The 18294-nt window shown below is 28.6% G+C and carries 18 protein-coding genes and 1 riboswitch; all 18 genes read right to left on the bottom strand.

All coding sequences use genetic code 11. The annotated features are described in order from the left end of the window. Positions 1-75 precede the first annotated feature (75 nt). A complete protein-coding gene (gene rpiB / locus B5D11_RS09700) occupies positions 76-540 on the bottom strand; it encodes a ribose 5-phosphate isomerase B (RefSeq protein ID WP_078682833.1) in 465 nt (154 codons plus the stop codon). Positions 541-599: 59 nt separating this feature from the next. Beyond that, positions 600-1373 carry a triose-phosphate isomerase gene (tpiA, locus tag B5D11_RS09695; protein ID WP_078682832.1) on the bottom strand — a complete coding sequence of 258 codons (774 nt, stop codon included), beginning with the start codon at positions 1371-1373 and terminating at the stop codon, positions 600-602. Positions 1374-1704: 331 nt separating this feature from the next. Beyond that, a complete protein-coding gene (locus B5D11_RS09690; RefSeq protein ID WP_180376999.1) occupies positions 1705-2073 on the bottom strand; it encodes a PTS glucitol/sorbitol transporter subunit IIA in 369 nt (122 codons plus the stop codon). A 52-nt stretch (positions 2074-2125) separates the two neighbouring features. Beyond that, positions 2126-3118 carry a 2-keto-3-deoxygluconate permease gene (locus B5D11_RS09685; RefSeq protein WP_078682830.1) on the bottom strand — a complete coding sequence of 331 codons (993 nt, stop codon included), beginning with the start codon at positions 3116-3118 and terminating at the stop codon, positions 2126-2128. Positions 3119-3138: 20 nt separating this feature from the next. After that, positions 3139-4485, bottom strand: a complete 1347-nt coding sequence (locus B5D11_RS09680; RefSeq protein ID WP_078682829.1) for a four-carbon acid sugar kinase family protein — start codon at positions 4483-4485, stop codon at positions 3139-3141. 40 nt (positions 4486-4525) lie between these two features. Then, a complete protein-coding gene (gene pdxA, locus B5D11_RS09675; protein WP_347476899.1) occupies positions 4526-5545 on the bottom strand; it encodes a 4-hydroxythreonine-4-phosphate dehydrogenase PdxA in 1020 nt (339 codons plus the stop codon). A 264-nt stretch (positions 5546-5809) separates the two neighbouring features. Further along, positions 5810-6550, bottom strand: a complete 741-nt coding sequence (locus B5D11_RS09670) for an amino acid ABC transporter ATP-binding protein (protein ID WP_078682828.1) — start codon at positions 6548-6550, stop codon at positions 5810-5812. 49 nt (positions 6551-6599) lie between these two features. Continuing rightward, entirely contained in the window at positions 6600-7328 is a 729-nt protein-coding gene (locus tag B5D11_RS09665; protein WP_078682827.1) for an amino acid ABC transporter permease, read from the bottom strand. A 23-nt stretch (positions 7329-7351) separates the two neighbouring features. Further along, positions 7352-8191, bottom strand: a complete 840-nt coding sequence (locus tag B5D11_RS09660; protein WP_078682826.1) for a transporter substrate-binding domain-containing protein — start codon at positions 8189-8191, stop codon at positions 7352-7354. Between the two features lie 131 nt (positions 8192-8322). Then, positions 8323-8505: riboswitch (Lysine riboswitch) on the bottom strand. A 108-nt stretch (positions 8506-8613) separates the two neighbouring features. Then, on the bottom strand, positions 8614-9177 hold the full coding sequence (locus B5D11_RS09655; protein ID WP_242942274.1) for a cupin domain-containing protein: 564 nt from the start codon (positions 9175-9177) through the stop codon (positions 8614-8616). Positions 9178-9310: 133 nt separating this feature from the next. Beyond that, positions 9311-10144, bottom strand: a complete 834-nt coding sequence (locus B5D11_RS09650; protein WP_078682824.1) for a Cof-type HAD-IIB family hydrolase — start codon at positions 10142-10144, stop codon at positions 9311-9313. A gap of 71 nt (positions 10145-10215) precedes the next feature. Beyond that, positions 10216-11670, bottom strand: a complete 1455-nt coding sequence (locus tag B5D11_RS09645) for a glycoside hydrolase family 1 protein (RefSeq protein ID WP_078682823.1) — start codon at positions 11668-11670, stop codon at positions 10216-10218. A 33-nt stretch (positions 11671-11703) separates the two neighbouring features. Continuing rightward, positions 11704-13605, bottom strand: coding sequence for a beta-glucoside-specific PTS transporter subunit IIABC (locus B5D11_RS09640; protein ID WP_078682822.1), 1902 nt, complete (start codon positions 13603-13605; stop codon positions 11704-11706). Positions 13606-13733: 128 nt separating this feature from the next. Beyond that, on the bottom strand, positions 13734-14564 hold the full coding sequence (locus tag B5D11_RS09635) for a BglG family transcription antiterminator LicT (protein ID WP_078682821.1): 831 nt from the start codon (positions 14562-14564) through the stop codon (positions 13734-13736). Positions 14565-14882: 318 nt separating this feature from the next. Next, positions 14883-15707 (bottom strand): 2-amino-4-hydroxy-6-hydroxymethyldihydropteridine diphosphokinase, encoded by an 825-nt coding sequence (gene folK, locus B5D11_RS09630; RefSeq protein ID WP_078682820.1) that lies wholly within the window; start codon positions 15705-15707, stop codon positions 14883-14885. 20 nt (positions 15708-15727) lie between these two features. Beyond that, complete coding sequence (gene folP, locus B5D11_RS09625) at positions 15728-16534, bottom strand: dihydropteroate synthase (protein WP_143327695.1); 807 nt, start codon at positions 16532-16534, stop codon at positions 15728-15730. 54 nt (positions 16535-16588) lie between these two features. Beyond that, on the bottom strand, positions 16589-17749 hold the full coding sequence (locus B5D11_RS09620) for an MFS transporter (RefSeq protein WP_078682818.1): 1161 nt from the start codon (positions 17747-17749) through the stop codon (positions 16589-16591). Between the two features lie 43 nt (positions 17750-17792). After that, entirely contained in the window at positions 17793-18284 is a 492-nt protein-coding gene (locus tag B5D11_RS09615; RefSeq protein WP_242942273.1) for an HD domain-containing protein, read from the bottom strand. Positions 18285-18294 lie beyond the last annotated feature (10 nt).

Below are 18294 nucleotides of genomic sequence, written 5' to 3'. Positions count from 1 at the left end.
TTATAGCCTCCTTTACTTATATATAATATAAAAGCCAGCTTTATAAGTTGGCTTTTATAAAAATTTAATTTATTTCTAACAACTTTTACATTTATTTAAAAATTTATTTTCATATTCGCTTATTCTATTAACCTTAGCAGTAGAGTTCCCCCCTTGAAATTCCGACTTTAACCAAATATTTACTAAATTTTTTGCTAATTCTTCTCCTATTACTCTTGCCCCCATAGTCATAATTTGTGCATCGTTACTTTTTCTTGACCTTTCAGCTGAATATGGATCATGACATACTGCAGCTCTTATTCCAGGAACTTTATTGGCAGTTATTGCCATACCTATTCCTGTACCACAAAGTAATATTCCTCTTTCATTTTCTCCGTTAACTATAGATTGTGCTACTTTTACTGCTACATCTGGATAAAGTGAAGGTTTTGTATCGTAAACACCAAAATCCTGCACTTCTTCCCCTAGCTCCATCAAATATTTTTTTATACTTTCCTTTAATTGAAATGCTGCTTCATCGCAACCTAATGCTATTTTCATGTTTGCCCCCTCCTTAATAATACATTTAAATTTTTTATATATTTTATTTTTTATAAGCTTTATTCTTTATAAGAATTTAAAGTTGTCTCTATCATACTTTTAAAATTTTCTGCTTTTAGACCAAATCTACCTATAAATAATCCATCTATGTCATTATACTTAGTAAGGACTTTTGCACTTTCAGGACTTACAGAACCTCCATATATAATTCTTACATTTTCAGAAACTTCACTCCCATATTCTTCTTTTATAACATTTCTTATAAATTCATGAACACTTTGTACATACTTTGGATTAGCAGCTTCTGATTGACCAATAGCCCAAACAGGCTCATAAGCAAATATAATTTTTTTCATTTCTTCTTTTTCAAGACCGTTTAATGCCCAAAGAACTTGTGTTTTTAATTTTATATTTTGAAGTTTATTATCTAAATCTTTTTGAGTTTCTCCAATACAAACAATAGGAACTAAATCATACTTATAGCAAAGCTTTACCTTTTTGTTTACTATTTCGTCAGTTTCATTAAATAAAACTCTTCGTTCAGCGTGTCCAATTTCTACATAAGCACATTCTAATTCTTTAAGTATATTTGCTGGAACTTCTCCTGTATAAGCTCCTTTTTCTTCAAAACACATATTCTGAGCTCCCCAGCCTATATTGCTACCTTTAAAAACATCTGCAATAAATTTAATCATTGGGAAAGTAGGCAATATAAAAATTTCTACATCTTCTACATTTCCTAAATTTTCTTTTATTTGTTCTGCCAGTTTAATTCCATCTTTTATTGAATTTATATGCATCTTCCAGCTAGACCCCACAATTTTTTTCCTCATATACATTTCTCCTTATAAAATTATGTTCTTGTCTTATTTTATTAATTCTTAATTCCTTATTTAAATAATATCATTCATAAAGTTTTTTATAAAACGGATTTTACCATCATATTTCCTTTATTAAAAAGATTATTTCGCTTTAAGCTTGTTTATCTTTTATTATCTTAGTTTATCTTTTTTTATTTTATTTTGTTGTTTTTTATTTTATTTTATTTTTATTTTTGTCATCATATTTTAAAATTTATAATTTCTATATTTTTAAGTTATTTATAAAAGCTGTCTTTATTTAGAAAATACTTTCTATTTAAAGACAGCTTTTCGCTTTATTCCTCTATAACTCTATAATTTGAATGATTGTTCCTTCATGTATTTTAGTTATTTTTTTATCTTCAAGATACAAAGTCCCCGGGAAATTAGCTACTTTAGATCCATCAAATTTTAATGTAACATGAGCTATATCTTCTAAATTTTTTTGTACAATATCACCTACAGCAGTAATCTTATAACATTCATTATCAATTTTTAAAATTTGACCTTCTTTTATAATTCCGTTAACTTTTTTATTTTTAATAGTATAACTATATTCTTTTATTTGGGTCATAACAGATTCTTCAGAAAATAAAAGTATAATTTTTTCAGCTATGAATTTATCTACATAAGCTCCTACATTTGAAATTTTATTTTCATATATAATATTCATAAGCATTTCGTTAATCTATTAAAAGATTAACTCCTCCTTTTTAACTTTATTTTTAATCAATAGCAGCTCTAGCTCCTTGTAACTGTAATTCTTTTTCTTTTTTCTTTTTAAGTTTTCTATCTAAATAAGCTGTAATAAAAGGACATAAAAATAGTGTAATTATTGAAGCAGTTGCAATTTGTGCAGTAGCCATCTGAACGAAAGGTGCAAAAGTTGGATCTGCCGCAGCTACTGCTGCAGGAGTCATCGCCGCATTAAGAGCTGTTGTTCCTATTGCTGCCCCCATTGCGTTTCTATCTTTCTTTTTAAGAAACAAGTTAAATAAAAAGTAAAATACAATCCCTAAAGCTGCCGAAAGTAATCCTAAAACGATTCCAGAAGCACCAGCACTTACTATAGTAGATATATTTGTACTAGACCCTATTGCAATTGTCATAAAAAATGTAACTATAGGTTGAGCTGATTTACAAGTTTCTCTAAATCCAGAATCTAAATTACCCCATATAAATCCAATTAATAATGGAACAATAGTTGCAACAAGAGCCATAAATGGTATATTAGCAAGTCCAGTTGCCCCTAAAGCTATAAGTGTAAAAAACGGTCCATCATTTAATGAAAGAATTGAAATTGCACCAGTATCAGTAGCATCTCCAAATTGTGAAGATAAAGATATATAAAGGGAACCATTTGAATTGGTTATAGCCGCTATAAAAACCATAGGAGTTAATCCTAATACACCCATAGGTCCCCAAATTTTTCCTACTGCATAACCTATTAAAACACCTACTAAAAATTTAATTCCTGTTAAAACTACTCCTTTATATAAAGGCATGCCAACTTGTTTAACATCTATTGTAGAACCACATAATATAAGAAATAATCCCATCATTGCAGGTTGCCCATTTTTAAATAATCCTGTTGTGAAACCTCCAATTTCAAAAAATTGAGGAAATATTGTATTAATTAATACTGCAATTATTAAAGGTATAATGACTAGTCCTCCGGGCATTTTTTTCATTTTTTCTAACAATCCTAAATCTTTCATTTTTATTCAACTCTCCTTTTTTAATATTTTTTACGGGATTGCTTATAAATCATTTCAACAGCATCTACAGCTGTATTTTCTGTACCTGTTAAACCTCCTTTCCCAATAATAGCGAGCCCTTCATATTGTCCGCCTATTATAGTACCTAAATCAGTTTGAGGAATTACATAATTAATTAGTTTTATTCCATTAGCTCCTATGGTTCTTAAGGTTGTAACCATAGTATCACCACCAGTCATATATAATCCTTTAACTTTTTTACCTATTTTCTTATCATCTAAAACTTTCTTTACTATTTCTCCTAATCCTTTATTAATCTTTTCTGCTGCCTGTCCTTTTTGTAAATTATATTTAGCTTCAATTTCTTCCAAATTTAATACATCTGATGTTACAGCAGTTTCGATTATTAAAACTTTATTTTTATCTTGATTTGCTACATCTAAAACCATATTTGCTTTTAAATTAATTTCTTTGTAAGAATTTTTTTCTTCTATTAATTTTAATGGATCAACTGAGATGGAACTTGAATAATCTTTATTAGATAATATTTGTATTTGATTTTTAGTTATAGGTGTGGCACTTCCTGCTACTACAATTACTTTTCCTTCTTCTTTAGAAATGTCTATTGTTTCTTTATCAGAAACTACATTTTCTCCAGTACCTAATCCTCTAAGTACAGCAAGTTTTTCTGTAAATGGTCCCGGGTCTATAGCTAACACTTTCCACTCTAACTCTAAAACAGATTGAGCAATTAATTCAATATCATCTAAAGAAACAGCATCAACTATAATAACTGTTGATCCTTTTTCCCTTTCTTCAACAAGAGCTTTTTTAACATATTCTTTCCCAGCAAGAATAGATGCTAACTGTACCTGTCCAATCTTTCTATTTGTCTGTTTAGAATATAGTGTAGGAATATGTGTTTCGTTAATTGGAGTTCTTACATCTTTTGCAACTGCTGTTTTTGATAAAGCAACTCCATTTATTATTGAATATCCTCCTACTAATATTCTGTTTGATTGAGGCATAGCTGGAACCATAACTGCTATAGTATCTTCATCAAGTTCCTCTAACATAGCATCTACTTCAAAGCCAATTCCACCACGCATAGTTGTATCTATTCTTTTAGAAAAGTAAACTGCATTTTGTTTCTTTAGTGCATTTAAAGCTTTTTTTACATTAGCTCTAGCTAATTCTTTGTTTAAAGGTCTGCTATCACTGCTTAAAACAATAGCATCATAATTCTCGTTCATATCTAGCTTATCGCTATCAAAGAAAGCAGCTGTGGATATGCCTGTCCTTGCTAGTAAAACCCCCACAGTAGTAGCTCCTGTTAAATCATCAGCTATTACTCCTAACTTACACATTAAATTACCCCCAAATTATTTATTCTTTATTTAATATTAATTATTTATGCTGCATCATTTTCCAATATCTAGCCGCCACAAGTGTTGATTCTATCAAACTTACAGATTGAGCAATATTTTTACCTGCTATATCAAAAGCAGTTCCATGATCTACAGAACTTCTTAAAAATGGTAATCCAAATGTTAAAGTAACTGATCTTTCAAAGTCTAAAGTTTTACAAGCAATATGACCTTGATCATGATAAAGTGAAAGGATTCCATCATATAAGCCATTTTTACCTTTGTAAAATACAGAATCAGCTGGAACAGGCCCAATAGCATTTATTCCTTCTTTTCGAGCTTCAAGTACTGCTGGTATTAAATTCTTAGCTTCTTCATCTCCAAATAATCCATTATCTGAACCATGAGGATTAAGTGCTGCTACCGCTATTTTAGGTTTTTCTATTCCAAGCTTAGATAATTCATTATGTATTTGTCTTATATTTTCCAAAACCCTTTCCTTAGTAGCATAATCACAAGCAGCTTTTAAAGACATATGTCTACTTACAAAAAATACTCTTAATTTGTGGCAGTTAAACATTGTTAATGCATAAGGAGATTTTGTAAGTTCTCCATAAATTTCTGTATGTCCTGCTTGAGGAACACCTATTAATTTAATAGCTTCTTTGTGAATTGGAGCAGTACCAACTACATCAACTTCTTTATTTAATCCAAGTTCAATTGATTTTAATATAAAATCATATGCCATTTGTCCTGCAAGCTTTTGTACTTTTCCATATTCTATACTTTCAAAGTCATAATCTCCCGTTTCTATAATATCTATAGTTCCATGTTTAAATTTTGCCTCACTTGGTTTTGAAATAATATTTAATTCATAATCACAATTTTTAAGCTTCATTGCCTTTCTAATAGTGCCAGCACAGCCTATAAGCAAAGGTTTACACTCTTTATAAACCTCTTCATTCATTAATGTTCCAACACAAATCTCAGGTCCTATACCTGCTGGATCACCTATAGTTATAGCAGTAATTGGTCTAATTTCATCTATTGCATTCATCATTATTACCTTTCCTTCCCCTTTTTAATAAATATTGTATATTTTTATTTTATATTAATATTATAAATCACTTTTTTGTTTTTTTCAAGCATTTGTTGCTTTTTTATTAATTTATTTTTTTGTTATTTGTTTTATATTATTTTTATTTGTTTTATATTATTTTATTTTGTCTCTATGATTTGTCTTAAATTTTTGAAAAAATAAAAACTCCATGTTCTCTCAAACAATGGAGTTTTTATTAATTTAGTAAAAGTTAATTCTAAATTTTTATATTTTTTCTAAAGTACGTTTTAAAAATTCCCTAGTTCTCTCTTGTTTTGGATTATTGAAAATCTCTTCAGGAGTTCCTTCCTCTGCAATAACACCTTTATCCATAAATACTATACGATCAGATACTTCTTTAGCAAAACCCATTTCGTGAGTTACTATAAGCATTGTAAGTCCAGTTTCAGCAAGTTCTTTCATAACCTTTAAAACTTCTCCTACCATCTCTGGATCAAGAGCTGAAGTAGGCTCATCAAAAAGCATAACATCTGGTTCCATAGAAAGTGCTCTTGCAATAGCTACACGTTGTTTTTGCCCTCCTGAAAGCTGCTTTGGTTTTGCATTTATATATTGCTCCATTCCAACAACCCTTAAATATTTTCTAGCTACCTTTTCTGCTTCTTCTTTTGAGCGTTTTAAAACTTTTACCTGTCCAACTATGCAGTTACTTAATACATTATGGTTATCAAATAAATTAAATTGCTGAAAAACCATGCCAAGCTTTGTACGATAAGCTCTGGTATCATGTCTTTGGTCTAAAATATTCTCTCCTTTATATATTATTTCTCCTCCTGTTGGTTTTTCTAAAAGATTAATACATCTAAGAAGAGTAGATTTACCAGAACCTGATGAGCCTATTATAGAAATTACTTCTCCTTTATTTACATAAAAATCTATGTCTTTTAGAACTTCATGATTTCCAAAAGATTTACTTAAATGATTTATTTCAATTACTTTTTCCATAATTATTCCTCTTCCTTTTATAAATTGCCTTATTTTTTATAAATATCTCTTATACTTGCATTTGATTAGAATTCATAATATAATTTTCAGGTCCATCTAACTTCTTTTCAATATAACGCAAAATTCTTGTAACTGTAAATGTCATTATAAAATAAAGTATGCAGGCAACGAAAAAGGACTCAAAGTATCTAAAATTATTCCCTGCTACAGATTTTGTTTGGAAAAATAATTCTGATACAGCAATTACATTAAGTACTGAAGTATCTTTTATGTTTATTACAAATTCATTACCTGTTGCTGGTAGAATATTTCTAATAGCTTGGGGTAATATTACATTAATCATAGTCTGAAAATGTGTCATTCCTATAGCATGAGCAGCTTCAAACTGACCTTTATCTATAGAAACAATACCTCCTCTTACTATTTCTGACATATAAGCTCCTGTATTTATAGATACTATAAGTATAGCAGCAAAAATTTTATTCATATCTATATTAAAGGCTAAAGCTGAACCATAGTATATTACCATAGCTTGTACAATCATAGGTGTACCACGGAATATTTCTATATAAATTGATAAAATTATATTTATAAATTTTAAAAGTATTTTTGTTATACCTCTCTCTGGTATTGGAGTAGTACGTATGACACCTACAATAAGACCTATTATAAAACCTATAACAGTACCTATCATAGAAATAAACAAAGTCATAGCAGCTCCACGGAGAAACATACTCCAGTTTTCCGTAACTATCTTAACTATCCAATCAAAACTCATTTTGATTCTCTCCTTTTTTATATTTATTTAGCTGCTGGTTGATTTTTAATTGCAATATCCATAATTTCCTTTCTTTCTTCTTCTGAAATTCCTTTTAATATTTCGTTTATTTTTTCAGTTAAACCACTGTTTTTAGCTACACCTACAGCAATTGCAGTATCTTCTTCTGATGTATTAAACCCATCTTTAAACTCTATCATTTTAAAGTTTGGATTTGCACTTTGAGCACTAATCCCTTCAGGACGCTCTGAAACATATCCATCAATCATTCCTGATTCAAGAGCAACTCTCATTGCAGGGAAATTATCCATAGCATTTTGTTTATTTACTCCTTTAATTTGATCTATTACTGAATAATGAAAAGTATTTAATTGAGCAGTTATTTTTGCCCCTGCAAAATCTTGAATTGAATCAGCATTTTCAAATTTTCCGCCTTTTTTTACAACCATAACTAAATCTGATTTATAATAGTTATCTGAAAAATCAATAGTTTCTTTACGTTTAGCTGTTGGTGACATACCTGCTATAATTGCATCAATTTTTCCTGAAGTAACTGCTGGTACAAGTCCATCCCATTCAGTTTTTACTATTACTAACTTTTTACCTAATCCATCTGCAATTTTTTTAGCTATTTCTACGTCATATCCTCCAGCATATTCTGAGCTGCCTTCAATTTTTACAGCTCCATTAGATGAATCTGTCTGAGTCCAGTTAAATGGAGCATAGCCAGCTTCCATTCCTACCCTGAAAATATTTTGATCTTCATCTTTTTTTGCCTTATTTGAACTGTTTGAAGCACAGCCTGATAAAAGCATAATTGCTGATAATGACATTGATATTAATATTGATAATTTCTTTTTCATAATTACTGATTCTCCTTTTATTATTTATAACTTATTTATTAAGTATTAATTATATTTTGCATATAAAAAAGACCTAAGGTAAACTTAGGTCTCAATACACACACTTTGAGCTAAGCCCCTCTTCTTTCCCAAAATGAGATAGCACAACTTAATAAACCGGGATGTTTATTAAGACAGTCCTACAGCTCTTAACTGCAGGCCCAGCATGTAATACTGAGAATATTACACACTTCGGCGATATTTCCTTCTCCTTAGCATCATAGCTTTCTCATGCTCCTCTAAAGACTGTTAAATACCGCGCCTCTACCTCATCTACAAAAGATGAGGCTATATATTAAATTGTCAGATATAGTGTACAATAATATATTTTTTAAGTCAATAGTAAATTATGCTATTTATAATTTTATAATATTTTTAAGTTTTTATTCATGAGCTTCTGCATCGGCTTTAGTTTGATGAACTGTCCCATGTGGATGCTCAGGCGGTGCATAAATAGAATATAATTTAAGAGGTTTATCTCCTGTATTAATTATATTATGCCATTTACCAGCAGGTATAATAACAGCATAGTTATCAGAAACTTTAGCTTGAAAACTTAAATTGTCTTTTCTATCTCCAATTTGTGCAAGTCCCTGTCCCTCTTCAATACGTATAAATTGATCAACATTTGGATGAATTTCTAAACCTATATCTTCCCCAACATTAATACTCATTAATGTAAGCTGAAAATGCTTTCCTGTCCATAAAGCTGTACGGAAAGTATTATTTTCTTTAGTGGCTTCTTCAATATTAACTATAAAAGGTTCTGGACCATAATCCTTTAATTTTATGGAAGGGTTATCGTCATCTAATCTAAAAAAATTAAATTTTGCATCATTATCAATTTCATCACTAAAAGGTATAAATTGTTCATCAAATTGTCTTACAAAATTTGGATTATACATCATTGCATTAGTATAATAAGGACATTGATAAATATTATTCATATTATTGGGGCTATACATGCAGTTAAAACATGGATGGGTTTTATAAGTACTATACATACATTAAATATCTCCTTCTTAGTAGGCTTACAATATTATGATATGTATTATATAAAAAAATGTGATTGAAGTAATATTATTTTTTTAACACAAATTTATCTATAGCTTTTGCCACCCCATTATTATCATTTGTATCTGTTATGAAGTCTGCTTTATTTTTTACTATATCAATAGCATTACCCATAGCTATTCCCATGCCTGCAAATTCTATCATTGACAAATCATTTTCGCTATCACCAATTGCTATAATTTTTTCTCTATCTATGCCGTAATAAGAACTTAATATTTCCACAGCTCTTCCTTTTGAAACACCTTTATTAGTAATTTCAATGTTATATTTTGTTGAACTTGCAACTTCTATTTCATCTATTGTTTTTAATTCATCTCTGATTTTTTTTAATTTATTTTCATCTTTGCTCATAACTTCACATTTTATTATATTTTCTTTTTCAAGTTTAAATATATTATCCCATTTAGTCCAAAAGGGCACATATTGAAAGCATAAATTTTTATTAAATATTCCTTTTAATTTTAAATATTGCATAAAAATTCTCCATACTATACTGCTTGAATAAATTTTATCAGGCGTCAAAAAAGTAGGATTAACGTTATATTTTGAAAATACATCTATTAACTTTAAACATACACTTTCTTTTAAAATGTTTTTATAAATAATTTCATCTTTATCTTTTTCTTTTATAAATGCTCCATTTGAAGCAATTACTGGAGATTTTACCCCTAAAAGATTAGAAAAATACTCAGCATCAGTATAAATTCTTCCAGTATTAACAACTATATGAACTCCCATACTATGTGCTTTTTTAATTGTTTCTTTAGATAATTCACTTATACTGTGTTTACTGTTTAATAAAGTCCCATCCATATCTATACAAATTAATTCATAATCCATAAAAATCACCTATCTATTTTACAAATTAAATAAAGTGCAGCTTTTTACTGCACTTTATTATCTTATTATAATTATACCAAATCTTCTCCATTTGTTTCTATAACTTTTTTATACCAATAAAAACTTTTTTTCTTTAATCTATTAAGAGTACCATTACCTTCATTGTCTTTATCTACATATATAAATCCATAACGTTTTTTCATTTCTCCTGTTGATGCACTTACTAAATCTATACAGCCCCATGGAGTATATCCTATTAAATCTACTCCATCAGCTATAGCTTCTTTCATCTCTTTAATATGCTCTCTTAAATAATCTATTCTATAATCGTCATTAATAGATCCATCTTCTTCTATAACATCAACTGCACCTAAACCATTTTCAACTACCATTACAGGTATTTGATATCTATTATAAATATTATTTAATACCCATCTTAATCCTTTTGGATCTATCTGCCATCCCCAATCACTTGATTTTAAATATGGATTTTTTAATCCCATTACAAGATTTCCACCTATTTCTTCTTGATTAGGATCAGCACTTACACAATTAGACATATAATAGCTAAATGTATAAAAGTCTACACAGCCTTCTTTTAATATTTGTTCATCATTTTCTTCCATTACTATATTTATATTTTTTTCTGCAAAATATCTTTTTGCAAATCCAGGATATGCTCCTCTTACTTGAACATCTGAACATAAGAAATTATTTAAATTATCTTTTTGTTGAGCTAATAATACATCTTCTGGATTACATGTAAGAGGATAAGAACACATGTAAGCTATCATACATCCTATTTTAAAATCTTTATTTATCTCATGGCCTAACTTTACTGCTTTTGCACTTGCTATAAACTGATGATGAAGAGCTTGATATCTTAATTGTTCATTATCTTTTATATTATTACTAATTTCACCATCTTCATCTGGCATAATTGCTCCAGCCATAAAAGTTCCAAAAGGCATTGTTAAAGCATTAATTTCATTGAAAGTTAACCAGTATTTTACTACATTTTTATATCTATTAAAAATAACTTCACAGTATTTAACATAAAAATCCACGAGCCTTCTATCTGCCCATCCATTATATTTTTTAGCTAAGTTAAAAGGTGTTTCGTAATGGGATATTGTAACTAAAGGTTCAATATTATATTTTTTTAATTCTGCAAATACATCATCATAAAATTTTAATCCTTCTTCATTTGGCTTTTCATCATCACCATTTGGGAATATTCTTGACCAAGCAATAGACATTCTAAATGTTTTAAAACCCATTTCTGCAAATAATTTAATATCTTCTTTATAACGATGGTAAAAATCTATAGCTTCATGATTTGGATAATATGTCCCATCTTCTAAAACAGGAGTAATCCTTCTAGGTGTAGTATTTGTTCCTGCAGTCAAAACATCAGCTATACTTAAACCCTTTCCTCCTTCATTATAACCTCCTTCAAGCTGATTAGCAGCTGTTGAGCCTCCCCATAAAAATCCTTCTGGGAATTTTTTTAATATATTATTCATTGTTTTTTCTCCTCTCTTTTTTTGTTTTATATTTTAAATCATTATTGTTAATAAATCTTCTCCATAATTAATATTCTTTTTATCTGTTTCAATAATATCTAAATAATTACTTGAATTTGTAATTACTACAGGTGTTGTTAATAAATATCCTTCTTTTTTTATAGCTTCAATATCAAATTCTAATATTACCTGACCCTTTTTTATATGATCTCCTTGTTTTGCCTTAGGATAAAAATATTTTCCATCTAATTGAACAGTATTCATTCCTATATGAATTAATATTTCAGAACCTTTATCGCTTGTAATTCCTAAAGCATGTCCTGTTGGAAATAATGTAGTTAAAATTCCATCTACTGGAGCAACTATTTTGCCTTCTTTAGGTTCAATTGCAACGCCTTTTCCTAAAGCACCTTTTGAAAAAGCCTCATCTTCTACTTCATATAAAGATTTAACTTCTCCCTTAACTGGACTTGATACTACTTCTTGTTTTATTAAAACATCTCCATTATTTGTATTTTTATCTACTTCTTTATTTTCTTCTTCATCTTTAAATCCAGCAAACATCATTAATAAAAAGCCTAATACAAAAGCTACAATTATAGCTATAATAGCACCGTAAAATCCTTTATCTATTCCATTAGGTCCAATATAACTTGGTATCCCAAATATTCCTAGTCCACCTATCATATAAGTTTTAGTTCCCATAAGTCCTATTATACCACCACCTACTGCAGCTGCGATACAACTTAATATAAATGGTTTTTTACGTGGCAAAGTTACACCATAAATAGCTGGTTCTGTAACACCAAAAATACCTGAAATAAATGCTGGTATAGAAAGTGATTTTAACTTTTTATCTTTTGTTTTTAAAAGTATTGCTAAAACTACACCTATTTGAGCAAATGAAGCTGCAAAAGTTCCTGCAAGAATTGGATCATAATGAAGTACTGCTAAGTTGTTTATTGCTATAGGAACAAATCCCCAGTGTAATCCAAATATAACAAATACCTGCCAGAAAGCACCCATAAAAACTCCTGCAATAACAGGGCTGAAGTTATATATATAAAGTGTTAATGTACCAAGTAATTTACCTGCCCAAGTTGCTATAGGTCCAATTATAATTAATGCTAAAGGAGCAACTACTAATAAAGTAAAAAATGGAACTAAAAATGTTTTTACTACATCTGGTATTATCTTTTTAAATAATTTTTCAACTTTAGATCCTATATACACAGATAATATAATTGGAATAACGCTTGAAGAATAATTCATTAATATAACTGGAATACCTAAAAATGTTATATATACAGGTGATTCAAAAAGCGTTCCTGCAAATATTGTATATAATGGTTTTCCCGCCATTATTGTAGTAAATGTTGGATAAACAAGTATAGCTCCTAGTGACATACCAATAAATTGATTTACATTAAACTTTTTAGCTGCTGTAAAACCTAAGAATATTGGGAAAAAGTAAAACAAGCAGTCCCCAATGGCATTTAAAATTTGATAAGTTCCTGAAGTATTTGTAATTAAATGTAATGCTACAAACAAAGCATTAAAACCTTTTATCATACCTGTTGCAGCCAATACCCCTAAAGTTGGTGAAAATACACCAGAAATTGTATCTATAAATGCATTAAATAAACTCTTTTTCTCCTCTGAAACTGTTTCTTCGCCGCCTCCTGTCTGAAATCCTCCTACAGCCACAACATCAGCATATACATCTGGTACATGATTTCCAATAACCACTTGATATTGACCACCGCTTTTAACTACAGTTACAACTCCATCCATTTTCTTTAAAACTTCTGTATTTGCCTTGCTTTCGTCCTTTAATTTAAAACGTAAACGAGTAATACAGTGAGTTAAGCTAATTACATTTTCTTTTCCACCTACATTTTCAATAATATCTTTTGCTAGTTTTTCGTATTTCATAAAACCATCTCCTTTTATTTTTTTATATAAAAAAGCGAGACCAATAAAATAGTATAATATAAATATTTTATACTACTTAGATGGTCTCGCCTGCTTTACCAGTAACAATCCAAAACAATATTATATTTTTATCTTTGAGTTATACGCTGAATATGAATTGTTAAATATAGTTTTTCTTCATCTGTTAGTTCTATTCCTAAATATTTTTCTATTTTTAACATACATTCATAAGCTTTTTTATACTTTGTTTTAACCTTTTTTAGTAAAAAATCATCTTCTACTTCATTTATCTGTTCTTTTTTATTTAACCTTTGGAAAAAAAATCTTAAATGTGTAACAAATCTTTCATAGCTTATTGATTTTTCATCTAAAGTTATACCATAAGTATACCTTACAATGTTTAAAATATCTTGTATTTTTTTAGTTTGATCAGCTATGTTTTCTATATTAGAAAATGAATTATTTATTTGAGCATTTATTAAATGCAGGGCTATATTTCCTGCCTCATCTTCTGGAAGTTTTTTACCCAATTCACTTTCTATAAATTCTAATGCTTTTAATCCAATATTATACTCTTTAGGATAAAATTTTTTAATCTCCCAAATTAAAGGGTTTGAATTTTTTATACCTTCATCAAACAGTTTAATAGTATTGTAAATATGATCAGTGAGGGTAACATATAAATAATCATTTAATTTAACATTTAATATATTTTTTGCATATTCAATAATGTCATAACACAAAGAAACATATTCTGAAGGGACATCTTCTAGTAATAGCTTAAATTTTTCTGAAGCATCTTTTTGTTTAAGAATAAATATCTTTTCAATTAGATTTTCGTCTACTTCATCGCCTACACTTTTTTTAAATGCAATTCCACAACCCATAATAACAATCTCATTTTTATTTGAATCTTTTGCTACTATAGCATTGTTATTAAATATCTTTTTTATTATCATATTTTCCCCCCTTTTTTCAATCTATATTTTTAACAAAAAAGCCTTAACTTATTAACATAGATAAAATAAATCCATGTTAATAAGTTAAGGTCTCGCCTGATCGAATCAGTAACAATCCAAAATCCTTATAAACGTTTTCTGATATATAAAGAATAACTTATTTTATTTTAATTGTCAATATTTTTTTTGTATTTTTTAATTTTTTATCTCTTATTTTTGTAGACTATTGTAAAATAGCCGCAAATCTTAGTGCTTTTTGTATATTTATATTTTAATAAATTTAATCAAAGCCCTTAATTTACGGCTATTTATTATATTTTAAAGATTTTGAACTTTTGATAGTTCTTCTTCCAAAGATATTATCCTCTTATTTAGTATTGGATGTATTAAATAAGGTGCTATATCACTTAATGGTTTCAATACAAATAATCTCTCATGCATTCTTGGATGAGGTACTGTAATCTCTTCAGATGATGTTATTATATCATCATAAAGAAGTACATCTAAGTCTATAGTTCTAGGTCCCCATTTTATAATTCTCTCTCTTTTTAATTCTTTTTCAATATTAAGCAAAAATCTAATTAATTCTTCAGGTGTAAGTAAAGTTTTTATTTCTGCTGCACAATTTAAAAATTCATCTTGATCTAAATATCCAACAGGTTTTGTATTGTATATATTTGATACTTTCTCTACTCTGCATTTATCAGTATTTATGTATTCTAAAGCCTTTTTTATATTTTCCTCTTTATCTCCCATATTAGAACCAAGACCTATATAAGCTTTATGCCAATACCTTTCAATTTCTACGGCAGCATAATCTAACGACTTTCCAATAGGTGCCCATGGCTTTTTTACTAATACTTTAACTCCTTCTGCTTGATAATAATTAAGCAAAATAAAATTTGCTAAAGCTTCAGCAGATTTTTCAATCAAATTATAGCTTTCCTTTGTAAATTCTCTTTCTATATCATGACAAAGCTTTGCATAATTTACTGTTGCATTTAAATTATCTGTTTTCCCTGCCTCTCTTAAACTAAGACTAATCTCTATGGATATTAAAAATTTTTGTCCCATATTTTTTTCTTCTTTATTAACACCATGAAAAGCATATACCTCTAAATCTTTTATATATATTTTGTCCATAAATCCACCAACCCAAATAATTATTTTCTAACAATAGCATCTGTCATTATACATGCTCTTTTATTTTGTATAATATCATGAACCCTTACAAAATCACAATTTTTCATTATCCCTATAACTGTTGTAGCTATAGTTCCCTCTACTCTATCTTCAGGAGGGAGGTTTAATGTATTTCCTATCATTGATTTTCTTGATGTCGCTAACATTACAGGATAACCTAAAGTAGTTAATTTTTCTAATTTATTCATAACAATTAGATTTTGATTATAATCTTTAGCAAAACCAATACCAGGATCTAAAATAATTTTATCTGGACTTACTCCTGCTTTTAAAGCAATTTTTATACTTTCTTTCAAATCATTAATAATATCATCTATAATATTATTATAAATATTATTATTTCTATTATGCATTAAGCAGCATGCAGCATCATATTTAGCCGCTACTTGTGCAATTTTAGGTTCTCTTTTAAATCCCCATACATCATTTATAAGAGATGCTCCTTCTTTAACAGCTATTTCAGCCACATTAGCTTTATATGTATCTACAGAAATAGGAACATCTATCTCTTTTGCTAAAGCCCTTATTACAGGTATTACCCTTTTTATTTCTTCTTCTTCACTTACAGGAATATGATTTGGTCTTGTAGATTCCCCTCCGACATCTATAATATCTGCTCCTTGCTCAACCATTTCTTTAGCACGTTTTACAGCACTTTCAAGTGTATTAAATTTTCCACCATCAGAAAAAGAATCCGGCGTTACATTAAGTATTCCCATAATATAAGTCCTTTTGCCAAGTTCAAATTCACTTTTACCTATTTTTATAATTTTACTCAACTAAAATCACCTCTTTCTTTAGTTATATATCAAATATAAATATTAAATTTTAAACTTTACTATATTATTTATTTTTTCACTACTTATAAACATAATAATCATCAATATTAAAATGAATACCGGATAAAGCCCCATTCCTATCTTCCCAAAAATCAATCCAAGAACTGGCGGCACTAAAGTTGTGCCAATGTAAGCACTAGCCATTTGTATACCCATAAGCCTTGAAGAATTGCTTTTACCAAAACGTACCGGTGTTTCATGAAGCATAGAAGGATAAATAGGAGCACATCCCATCCCTATAAAAATAAGACCAAAAAGATTTATATAAGGTTTATCAAAAACTAAAAGCAAAATAGCACCTATACCTATAATAATCTGCCCTGCTCTTATTAAGTCTGTATTTTTAAACTTAACTGTAATAAATCCGCTAACAAATCTTCCTATAGTAATACCTAAATAATACATAGATACCCACGCTGCTGCAACATTAGGAGAAATATTTTTTATCTGCACAAAATAGCTGGCTCCCCATAAACCAGCAGTACTTTCTAAAGCACAATAACAAAAGAAACCTATAAGTGCTGGCAATATTCCAGAGAGTTTGAATATACTTTCTTTTTCACTTTCCTCTTCTAAATTTTCCATTTCACTATCATTATACGTTTTCCAAAGAGGTAAAGCAGCAAACAAAATTATAACTAAACACATCTGAATTATTGATACAGTTAAATAACCTTTATGCCATGAACTTTTTTTAGATATAGCAGCTGACATAATAATAGGACCTAATGTTGCACCAACTCCCCAAAAACAATGAAGCCAGCTCATATGCCTTGCTGAAAAATGCAAAGCTACAAAATTATTAAGTCCAGAGTCAACAGCACCTGCACCAAGTCCTAATGGTATTGCCATTATACAAAGCCATAAGTAATTTTTACTTATAGAAAAACCAAACAAAGCTACAGCAGTCATAAAAACACTTATTAGTGTAAGTTTTCCAGTACCTAATTTTTTAATTAATTTACCACTTATTAAACTTGAAACAATAGTACCTCCAGATATAATCATAGATATTAATCCTGCTCCTTGTATTGGCAAAGAAAAATCACTTCTTATAGCAGGCCATGCAGCTCCAAGCATAGAATCAGGAAGTCCTAAGCTTATAAAAGCTATGTAAATAATAATTAATAATAATGTTACCATTTCTCTTATACCCCTAAATTAATTTATTTAGTCCCCAAAATTGTTAGTATATAATGTTGAAGTTTTTATTTTCTTCTTTCCAATTACAACTTTCTCTTGCAGAGCATTTAAAACAGTTTCTAGATTTTTTATCACTAAAATAAATAATACTTGCTAATTTATTTTCATTATTATCTAAATTTCTATGTTCTGAAATAGCTTTAGTTATTTCATTTATTTCTTCTTCATTATAATTAGCTGATTTGAGAATATCAATTGATAATTCACAGCCAGCAATATTATGAGGAATTCCTTGTTCATATTGTTTTAATCTTCCAATATCATGTAAAAGAGCTGCAGCATATATAATATCCTTTTTTATATTTAGTTTATTTTCTAAATTTATAATATAAGCAATTCTTGCTACATCTAAAAAATGTTCTATATTATGCTTGCAATAAATTCTATCTTCTTCATAATTTTCAATTTTTTTAATACATTCAATATAAAACTTATTATTAAGTATTATATTTATTCTATCTATATTTTCATTCATCTCTTTCACC

This window comes from Clostridium sp. USBA 49 (assembly GCF_900167505.1).
Classification (GTDB): domain Bacteria; phylum Bacillota; class Clostridia; order Clostridiales; family Clostridiaceae; genus Clostridium_AT; species Clostridium_AT prolinivorans.
The sequence above is the reverse complement of the archived record's forward strand: the minus strand, read 5'-3'. Positions and strand labels throughout refer to the sequence as shown.